Annotated in this window: 5 protein-coding genes; all 5 read left to right on the top strand. The window is 58.1% G+C overall.

The features are described 5' to 3' along the window. Window positions 1-274 precede the first annotated feature (274 nt). The 5 genes from U9R25_15295 to U9R25_15275 all read left to right on the top strand — a co-directional run bounded on the left by U9R25_15295 (window position 275) and on the right by U9R25_15275 (window position 8,046). Window positions 275-2,884 (top strand): ATP-binding protein, encoded by a 2,610-nt coding sequence (locus tag U9R25_15295; protein MEA3337265.1) that lies wholly within the window; start codon window positions 275-277, stop codon window positions 2,882-2,884. Then, window positions 2,881-3,756 (top strand): protein-L-isoaspartate(D-aspartate) O-methyltransferase, encoded by an 876-nt coding sequence (locus tag U9R25_15290; GenBank protein ID MEA3337264.1) that lies wholly within the window; start codon window positions 2,881-2,883, stop codon window positions 3,754-3,756. Before U9R25_15295 ends, U9R25_15290 begins: the two co-directional genes overlap by 4 nt. A 15-nt stretch (window positions 3,757-3,771) precedes the next feature. Beyond that, window positions 3,772-4,917 carry a glycosyltransferase gene (locus U9R25_15285; GenBank protein ID MEA3337263.1) on the top strand — a complete coding sequence of 382 codons (1,146 nt, stop codon included), beginning with the start codon at window positions 3,772-3,774 and terminating at the stop codon, window positions 4,915-4,917. 42 nt (window positions 4,918-4,959) lie between these two features. After that, on the top strand, window positions 4,960-6,216 hold the full coding sequence (locus tag U9R25_15280; GenBank protein ID MEA3337262.1) for a glycosyltransferase: 1,257 nt from the start codon (window positions 4,960-4,962) through the stop codon (window positions 6,214-6,216). Window positions 6,217-6,504: 288 nt separating this feature from the next. Beyond that, on the top strand, window positions 6,505-8,046 hold the full coding sequence (locus U9R25_15275) for an AAA family ATPase (GenBank protein MEA3337261.1): 1,542 nt from the start codon (window positions 6,505-6,507) through the stop codon (window positions 8,044-8,046). Window positions 8,047-8,048: the final 2 nt, after the last annotated feature.

The raw sequence follows: 8,048 nt of genomic DNA, 5'->3' as shown, positions 1-8,048 counted from the left end.
AGGACCAGGTAGACAAGGAAACAAGGACCAGGTAGACAAGGGCCAAGGACCAGGTAGACAAGGAAACAAGGACCAGGTAGACAAGGAAACAAGGACCAGGTAGACAAGGAAACAAGGACCAGGTAGACAAGGACCAAGGACAGCTAACTTGTCTACTTATCTACTTATCTACTTGTTTACTTATCTACTTATCTACTTATCTACTTATCTACTTGTTTACTTACCTACTTGTTTTCTCACCCGCTTTTCCTTCCTGCCGTCCGAGGTGACGACGATGTCTGATACGCCCCGCGAGCTGACAGCCGAAAAATTGCGACGAACCTGCGCTCCCGACGAGATGGCTTTCCAGTCCACCGCAGAGCTGGAGGAACTGACGGAAATCATCGGCCAGGAACGGGCCACCCGGGCTATAGAGTTTGGGTTGGACATCCCTTCGTTCGGCTACAACATCTACGCACTGGGGCCGGCCGGCGCCGGAAAGATGACTACCATCACCCGCTACCTGGAACGCAAAGCGGCCACGCGACCCGTTCCCGATGACTGGGGATACATCAATAACTTCGCCCGTCCCGATGAACCGCTGGCAATTCGATTGCCGCCAGGGGCAGGATGCCAACTCCGGGACTCTTTTGATAAGCTGCTGAACGACCTGGAGCAGGCTTTGCCCACCGCCTTTGAGAGCGAGAACTACGAACAGCATCGCCAGGACCTGGTAGAGAAGCTCGAGGAAAACCGGCAGAGCCTCATCCAGCAAATGGAAGAATTTTCGCGAAAGCGGGGATTCACGATTGTCCAGACGCCGATGGGGCTGCTTTTTGCGCCCCTGATCGAGGGCAAAGCGGCGACCGGCGAGCAGTTTGCGGAATTGCCTGAGCAGCATCGCAAGGAACTAAAGGCTCAGGAACCAATTCTGCAGAAAGAGATGGAAAAAACCCTGCGGGAGATCAAAGAGATCAACGATGAGGTGGCCAGCCGGCTCCAGAATCTGGACAGGGAGATCGCAGATGCGACCGTCGCCCCCGCGTTTCAAGACTTTCAAGAGGAATACGGTGACCGGCGGGAGATCGTCGAATACCTCCAACAGGTTCGGGAGCACATCGTCGAGCATGTGGACCGCTACAAGGCCCTACCGGCTGCCGGCGATGAGCAAGGGAATGTACCTCCGGCCGCGTTGCTCTTCGGTTCCCCTGAGTCGCCTTTCGACCACTACCGTATCAATGTGATCGTCGATCACCAAGGGGAAACAGGCGCGCCCGTGGTGGTAGAGACCAATCCGACCTACTATAATTTGATCGGGCGGATTGAACATCAAGCCCAGTTTGGCGCCCTGGTAACCGATTACAGCCAGATCAAGGGTGGCGCCCTGTTGCAGGCCAACGGCGGTTACCTGGTGGTCGATGTCGGGGACTTGCTATGGCACCCGCTGGCCTACGAAGCGCTCAAACGCTGCTTGCGCCATCAGGAGGTCAAGATCGAGGAGTTGCGCCAGCAGCTTGGTGTTGTCGCAACCGCAGGCCTGGTTCCGGAGTCGATTCCCCTTGATGTCAAAGTGGTGTTGATCGGCGACCCCCGGACTTACTACATGCTCTACGACGACGATGACGAGTTTCAAAAACTGTTCAAAGTCCGGGCCGATTTCGCCACGCAGATGGACTGGGATTTCGACAACATGGTCAAGGTTGCCCGCTTCATTCGAACACGCTGTGCTGAAGAGCAGTTGCCCTCCTTTGACCTCAGCGCTGTGGCCGAGGTGATCGAGCATAGCGGCCGCCTGGTGGAAGACCAACGCAAGATGACTACCCGCTTCGCCCATGTCGCCGATATCGTGCGGGAGGCCGCCTACTGGGCGAGCCAGAGTGGTCATGATGTCGTGATCGGTGATGACGTGCGCAGGGCCATCGAGGAACGGCGCTATCGATCCAGCCTGGTTGAGGAGCGGGTTCGGGAAGCGATTGTCGACAATACGGTTATGGTGGATGTGAGTGGTGAGCGGGTGGGCCAGGTAAACGGGCTGGCCGTGCTGTCGCTTGGCGACTACAGTTTCGGCAAGCCAACCCGAATCACCGCCAAGACCTTCCTGGGCCGGGGCGGTGTCATCAACATCGAGCGGGAGGCGAAACTGAGCGGACGCATTCACGACAAGGGTATGTTGATTCTCAGTGGTTTCCTGGGAGGCAAATACGCCCAGGACAAACCCTTGAGCCTGTCTGCTACCCTCACCTTCGAGCAAAGCTATGACGGTGTCGACGGCGACAGTGCCAGCACAACCGAGATATATGCGCTGTTGTCCGCCCTGGCCCGTTTGCCCGTCAAGCAGGGAATAGCGGTAACCGGCTCGATGAACCAGCATGGCGAGGTCCAGGCCATCGGCGGAGTCATGGCCAAGATCGAGGGTTTCTTTGATATCTGCGTGGCCAAAGGACTCACTGGAGAGCAGGGAGTCCTCATTCCCGTGGCCAATGTGCCCAATCTCATGCTTCGGGATGATGTGGTTCAAGCCGTGGCCGACGGCAAGTTTCACCTCTTTCCAGTGTCTACTGTTGATGAGGGCATATCCATCTTGACAGGCGTTGATGCCGGCGAACGGGATAAAGAGGGCCATTTTCCCGAGGGGTCGGTCAACCGCCTGGTAGACGATGGGTTACTGGACCTGGCCTTGCGCCTTGAGGGTTTCGGTGCGCGCTCTCCTCATAAAGCGCAGGAAGCTGTCGAAGAGGAGGAGGCTGACGACCAGGAACAGGATCGCGATCCCGAACCTCCCGGCGAGCCTGAATTGCCTGGGGATGAGCCGGAAGCGCCGGAACAGCCACAGAAACCTGGTGACGATTCCATCGCTATTCGAGGCGAGGGAAAGAATCAAAAAGGAGCGATGAAAGGTCAATGAAACGTTTCCCTTATCGGGCTTTTCCACAATGGAGCTGGCTCTTGCTGCTAGTCGTTCTGGTGGCTGGATGTTCCTCTCCCCTGTCGTTTCTGCGTCGCGAGCCTAAACCAACAGCGACTCCGTCTCCGGTTCCTACCCAGACTCCGCCAGAATCGCAGCTCAATCCAGCCCTCGCCGAAGAGATCGCTGCGCTTCTTGTCCCTAACCGTCTGGCAATGGTCGAGGACACCATCCGTAGCCGTGGCGTCAGTGATCCCGACGTGCTGCGGGCCATGGAGACGATACCCCGGGACCGCTTTGTTTTGCCCGAGCATATCAAGCTTGCCTACGACGATCACCCGCTTCCCATCGGGTATGGGCAAACCATCAGCCAACCCTATATCGTTGCGTTGATGACCGAAATGCTGCAACTGGATCCGCAGGAAAAAGTGCTCGAAATCGGGACCGGCTCCGGATACCAGGCGGCGGTCCTGGCCGAGTTGGTGGATGAGGTGTATACCATCGAAATCGTCCCGGAGTTGTACGAGAGATCGACAAACCTTCTTGATGAACTGGGCTATGACCAGGTGCATACACGCCAGGGCGACGGCTACTATGGCTGGCCGGAAGAGGCACCCTTTGACGCGATTATCGTGACTGCGGCGCCCGATCATGTCCCCCAGCCTCTGGTGCAACAACTCAAGGATGGTGGCAGGTTGATCGTTCCCGTCGGCCCTCAGGGAGGCTTTCAGAGCCTGTGGCAGATCGTTCGCAACGGCGACGAGCTGGACGCCGAAAACATGGCCCCTGTGCGCTTCGTGCCGCTGGTGGGCGCAGGTCAGGGCGGCGGGCAGGCGCCCGGAGACCGCTTGCTCGATCCCCCCTCACCCTGATCCCTTTTCCCACCAATGAAGATCACCCTTCTTTCCGCCAATCCACCCGAGGCCAATCCCTACGTCGGGCTCCTGGCTGATGCAATCGTTGTATCAGGGGCACAAGTGACCCTGGCCACTGGTGCGGCTGACCAGGGGGTTCCAGAGGACGCCCTTGACGCCGACGTGATTCACCTGCACTGGCTTGAACTCTGGCGCCGGCCCGACTACCGCAGCATGGCCGGCTTGACTCGCCTCGGTGCGCCGGGTCGACTCTTGCGCCGCTGGCTTGAGCCACAGCTGAATAGCCCGGACGCATTTGCCCGTCGTCGCCAGGTTCTGCTGAATGAATTCCTGGACTGGCTGGCCGGGTACAAGGCGGGCGGCGGGCACCTGGTCTACACGCTGCACAACATAGTCCAGCATGAGGGAGAGGCAACCGACGTCGAATTGCAGGGGCTGCGACGGCTCCTTGATCTGGCCGATGCCATCCACGTTCATAGCCACGCTATGGTCATCGAACTGCAGGATAGATTGGGCAATGCTGAACTGCCCAGTCTGGCTGTCATCCCCCATGGTAACTACATCGGTGTTTACCCCAATCTCGTCAGCCGAGGGGAGGCCCAGCGCAGGCTCGATCTTCCCGGGGAAGGCTTCAACTTCCTGTTCCTGGGGTTGATCCGGCCCTACAAGGGGGTGGAGGAACTGTTGCCTGCCTTCGCCGGACTTCAGGAACCCGATGCCCGATTGCTCATTGCCGGACAGTCCCGTCCCCGGGGATACGCAGCAGGTCTTGCAGATTCTGCACGGGCGGACGATCGCGTTCTCTGGCACCCCTCGTTCGTGCCCCCTGATGAGATCCAGCAGTGGATGAACGCATCCGATATCGTGGTGTTGCCATACCGCGAGGTCACCACCAGCGGTGCTGCTATGCTGGCGTTTAGCTTTGCAAGACCCATTCTTGCCCCGGCGCTGCCCGGGTTCGTGGAATTGGTGGGAGACAATCCTTTTCTCGGGATGTTATACGACCCTGAAGAGCCCAGCGCCCTGGCACAGGCCCTCGTGAGGGCTCATGCCACTGACTGGAGCCAGAATGAGCCGGCAATCCTTGAATGGGCCAGCCAGTTTGCCTGGCCCTCCATCGGCCAGCAATTCATGGCTCTCTACCGGCAGATTCTGTAGAGTCCATCTCAAAGGACGTAGGGAACTGTCGAACCACCTCTCATGCAAGCATCCCTGGATTTCCTGGTCTTCGCCCCCAACCCGTGGCAGGACCTGTGGCGTAATCGACAGCAGATCTTCAGCCGTCTGGCAGAACGCCATCGGGTTCTCTACGTGGAGCCCGCCCGCGCGAGCCTGCGCGATTGGCGGCAGGGGCTTATTGGCGCAGGAGATGTGCGCAGGCCAATCGTGATTCAAGAGGGGCCGAACCTGCAACTCTGGCGCAGTCCGGTTTGGCTTCCCATTCGCGGCACCGGGGGGCGTTTCGATAGCGCCAGTGACAGCGTGCTGGCATGGCACCTGCGGCGCACTATGGCACAACTGGGCTTTGCCGGCCAGGGGGGCAGCGAGGAGGATAGCACGGCGCCAGTTGCGGGTGGAAAATCGCAGATGCCAGAGCAGATCCTGCCCCTGCTCTGGCTCTACCGGCCGGTCAAGTGGCGCTGGGCACGGGCCAACTTTCCTCATAGCCTGCTGGTCTATCACGTGACCGATGACTACACCGCCTTTGGGCATCTCACGCCAGCCCAGCGGGAAGCCACCGCAGCGGCCGAAAGAGAGCTGTTGGCAGCAGCCGATCTGACTATCGTGACCTCTGCCCGCCTGATGCTGTTGAAGAGCGCTGAAGCCAAACGAATCGAGTTGGTGCCCAACGCTGTCGATTATCCGGCCTTTCAGCGAGTACTTACTGACTCCCGGCCGCCAGCAGGCATGCAAGGGATACCATATCCCCGTTTAGGTTACAGTGGACATGTGAGCAGCCGGCTCGATCTCTCCCTGCTGCGCCAGGTTGGGCTGGCCCGGCCGGAATGGCAGTTGGTCTTCGCCGGCAGCCAGTGGGATTCCGACTGCACTGAAGCGCTCGCTGCTCTCAAAGCATTGCCAAACGTGCACTTTCTGGGTCAATTGCCGGTGGAAAAAGTACCCCGTTTCATCGCGGCATGTGACGTCTGCCTGATTCCATACCGGGTCAACGACGAAACGCGGGCCATCAGTTCGCTGAAGCTGTACGAGTACCTGGCCGCAGGCCGCCCAGTCGTCAGCGCTGCCGTTCCCGCGGCGGAGGAACATGGTGATGTTGTACTGATTGCAGCGGCCAACGGCCAGTCCTGGATCGACGCGATTGATCGTGCCCTGGCCACTGTCGACGATCCGGACCTGATCGCGGCCCGCCGGCAAATCGCTGCCGCCAACACCTGGGATGATCGGGTCGAACAGATTGAAGAGATCGTTGCCGAGGCCATAGAATCTCTGGAATAACTTGGCAAAACAGGGGGCCTCTGGTAAGCTGTTATCCACAAATAAGGAATTGATGGAGGTAACTTCTCAGGTGCGACGCACTTGGCCCACATAACCAGGCCGATTTGAACAAAAATCCGATCCAATGATACCTTTGGATCCCATATGAGCAAGTGCGTTGCACCTCATGTCTGAGTAGTTACTGATGGAGAAAGATATGGTACGAGTACCAGGTCATCGGAAGCAAACGATTTGTCGAAAATTCAGCCTGTTCAGGCCTTGATTCCAGGATAGAGAAAGAGACAGCCGATGGGAAGTACGAGACGGACCTGGCAAAAGGCAATGCCCGACTTCCTGCAGTTCCTGGAAGCAACGCTGGGGCACGAGGTAAGGCTCTACAGGGAAATCCTCGGTTTCCCCGTTTTCTTTGTCGACCTTTCCCAGTGGAAACTGCGGTTTTCAGATCGTACACCCATCATCCATGTCCGGGAGAGCGACCTGGAGAGCCTGGACTCCCGGCAGTTGGCCCAAAGCCTGACCGATGTCGTCAGGACTGCTAATCTGGCCGACCGCAATCCTATCGTGCTGGTCGATGGCCCGGGGGATGATCTGCGGCCTCAGCTCAAAACATCCTTCCTGCCGATTCTGATCATCGATCAGGAGGCTCAGCGGGCCGTCCAACAGTCTCGCCGGCCTACAGGGGAACTGTTGGACAGGTTGAGCGCACAGCTCGAACTGTCGCTGTTGGTGCCCTATGAAACCAGCCGGCCGGTAACTGGATCGCGCTTTTTTGGGCGTGAATTCGAGGTGCGGCGTATTCTCCAGGGCAGCAAGACCAATTTCGCCATCATGGGGATCAGGCGCATTGGCAAAACCTCGCTGATGCGGGAGGTCGAGCGTCAACTCAAGGACCAGGCTCTGGAAGTCGGCGATGAGGATGCCCACCGGCGAATCATCTTCATGGACTGCAGCGCAATCACATCGTCGGGCGATTTCATTCGAGAGGTCGTGCGGCATCTGCGTCCCCAGGAAATGACTCGCCTGTCGCACAAACAGTTTCCCATCTATTTCCCCGATTTTTTGCACCGCATGTCCAGGCGCTTTGGAGGAACGCTGGTTTTTTTCCTCGACGAGTTCGACCAGCTTCTGGCCTGGCATCGCAACGACCAATCTCTTCTAAATGCTCTTCGCGCTTCCAGCAACATGGGACATTCCCGCTATATCGTGGGCGGATTTCGGGAGGTGTCTCGCGCCTTCAGTGATCTGGACTCGCCGCTGTATAACTTCGCCCGACCTGTTCGCCTGAAAGAGTTCAGCAAGGAACAAACGGCCAGCATGGTCGTCGGTCCCCTGGAAAAACTGAGAGTCAGCTTCGAAGGGCGTAATGACGTGGTCAACCGGATCTACGCTGAAACTGCCGGCCAGCCCAATTTGATTCAATTCTATTGCAGCATCCTGGTGGATCAATTGGATCGACAGGGCACGCGCCAGGTGGCGCCGGACAGCCTCTTTGACGTCTATGACAACGAGGATTTTCGAGCCTTTGTCTTGAGTACCTTCATGGACAATACGACCCACCTTGAAAAGGCCATTGTCTTTGCGGTGCTCGCCGAGTATGGCGCCAATCAGGCCTTTGGCATTGACGCAATAGATCGGGTACTGGAAGATCGGGGGCTGGAGGCACCCCTGTCAGATCTGGACCAGGCCTGTCGCAATCTGGAGCTGGCCGGCAGCTTGACGGCCCGAGGCCGCCAGTACCGCTTCACCACGCCGGTCTTTGCGCGGATGTTGACCGAGAACTATGATGTGGATTATCTCTATCGCAAGGTTGTTCAAGAGGGAATCTGGTAGCC

It is taken from the genome of Chloroflexota bacterium, from assembly GCA_034717495.1.
Classification (GTDB): domain Bacteria; phylum Chloroflexota; class Anaerolineae; order JAAEKA01; family JAAEKA01; genus JAYELL01.
The sequence above is the reverse complement of the archived record's forward strand: the minus strand, read 5'-3'. Positions and strand labels throughout refer to the sequence as shown.